Raw genomic sequence first — 1,477 nt, 5'->3', positions numbered from 1 at the left:
ATCACGAAGCAGCACCTGGACAGCGGGTTGGGTGGCGTTCATTTATGCGAAGCTGCTCGTCGATGACGTTCTCGTCGAATTGTATGTCTAGACGGTATGAGGGTCGGCCCGTTTCGGGCCGGGGACTCGCTTGCAAGTTGCCGTGGGTTGCCGAGTAGGCGAAGCCTGGATCGGTAGTGCCTACATTTGCAGGAGGCCCCGGTGATGTATCAGCGTACGAGTGTCGGATTGGACGTGCACGCACTGTCTGTAGTGGCATGTGCGATCGACGGTCAAACCGGTGAAGTATGGAAACAACGATTATGTCCGGACTCCGGTGAGATCCTCGCCTGGTTGCGTTCGTTGCCGGGTCCGGTGAAAGCCGTCTACGAGGCCGGACCGACCGGATTCGGCCTGTACCGAGCTCTGAATCAAGCGGGTGTGGAGTGCGTGGTGGTTGCGCCGTCGAAATTGCAGAGACCTGCTGGTGACCGCGTCAAGACCGATGCTCGCGACGCGCTGCATCTGGCGCGGTTGCTCCGACTGGACGAGATCGTCGAGGTCACGGTCCCTTCGGTAGAACAAGAGGCAGCCCGAGATCTGGTCCGTGCCCGTGAGGATGCTCGCGGGGATCTGATGCGATGCCGACATCGCTTGTCGAAACTTCTTCTGCGGCAGGGCATTGTCTATTCTGGTGGTGCGGCGTGGACTGGTGCGCATGATGTGTGGCTACGAAGTCAGAGGTTCGAGCAGTCGGCGTTGCAGGCCACGTTCGACTCGAACTATGAAGCGATGCTGCTCACCCGAAGCCGCCGTGACCGACTGGATACGGCGATCGAGGAGATGGCGGAGAACAGTCCCTACACGCCGATGGTGCACCGTTTGGGATGTTTACGCGGAATCTCTACTTTGACCGGGTTCGGGTTGGCGGTCGAGATCGGCGACTGGCAGCGATTTACGGGGAGCACCATCGGTTCCTATGTCGGCCTGGTGCCGAGTGAATACTCTTCGGGGACATCACGATCACAGGGTTCGATCACCAAGACCGGCAACGGTCATGCACGTCGGTTGTTGGTCGAGGCAGCATGGCATCACCGCAAGATCTACCGCAACCCTGGATGTCAATGGCCACGAAGTTCTCCCCGTAGGCGGCCAGTAGTTCTCCCCGCTGGTGGCCACGGGTTCTCCCCGGTGGCGGCCAGTTGTTTTTCCCCACCCGCTTTCTGATTTGGGTTAGCTGAAGGGCTTCACCCCCTTGCCGGTGGTGGCTTCGGTGAGGCGGAAGGAGTCGCCGTCGGTGACGACGACGTGCGCATGGTGCAGGAGCCGGTCAACGGTGGCGGTGGCCAATGTTTTGGGCATGATCTCGTCGAAGCCGGAGGGGTGCAGGTTGCTCGAGACGGCAATCGCTCGGCGTTCGTAGGCAGCGTCGACGAGGCGATAGAATCCTTCGGCGGCGTCTTCAGAGACCGGGAGCAGACCGATGTCGTCGACGATG

1 protein-coding gene and 1 pseudogene are annotated in these 1,477 nt (G+C 60.5%); one reads left to right on the top strand and one right to left on the bottom strand.

Annotation, left to right across the window (positions count from 1 at the left end):
- Positions 1 to 204 precede the first annotated feature (204 nt).
- Positions 205 to 1,206: an IS110 family transposase gene (locus tag ACH4J0_RS43215; RefSeq protein WP_352230076.1), complete on the top strand. Its 1,002-nt coding sequence runs from the start codon at positions 205 to 207 to the stop codon at positions 1,204 to 1,206.
- A gap of 6 nt (positions 1,207 to 1,212) precedes the next feature.
- On the opposite strand, the pseudogene istB reads toward ACH4J0_RS43215, so the two are convergent.
- A pseudogene (gene istB / locus ACH4J0_RS43210) lies at positions 1,213 to 1,477 on the bottom strand (IS21-like element IS1415 family helper ATPase IstB); the annotation flags it as partial.

The organism is Kitasatospora sp. NPDC017646, assembly GCF_044329365.1.
GTDB lineage: Bacteria > Actinomycetota > Actinomycetes > Streptomycetales > Streptomycetaceae > Kitasatospora.
This window is presented reverse-complemented; position numbering and strand designations above follow the sequence as displayed.

Coding starts and splice junctions, on each gene's coding strand:
- ACH4J0_RS43215 (WP_352230076.1), top strand. CDS start 205: ATGTATCAGCGTACGAGTGTCGGATTGGACGTGCACGCACTGTCTGTA.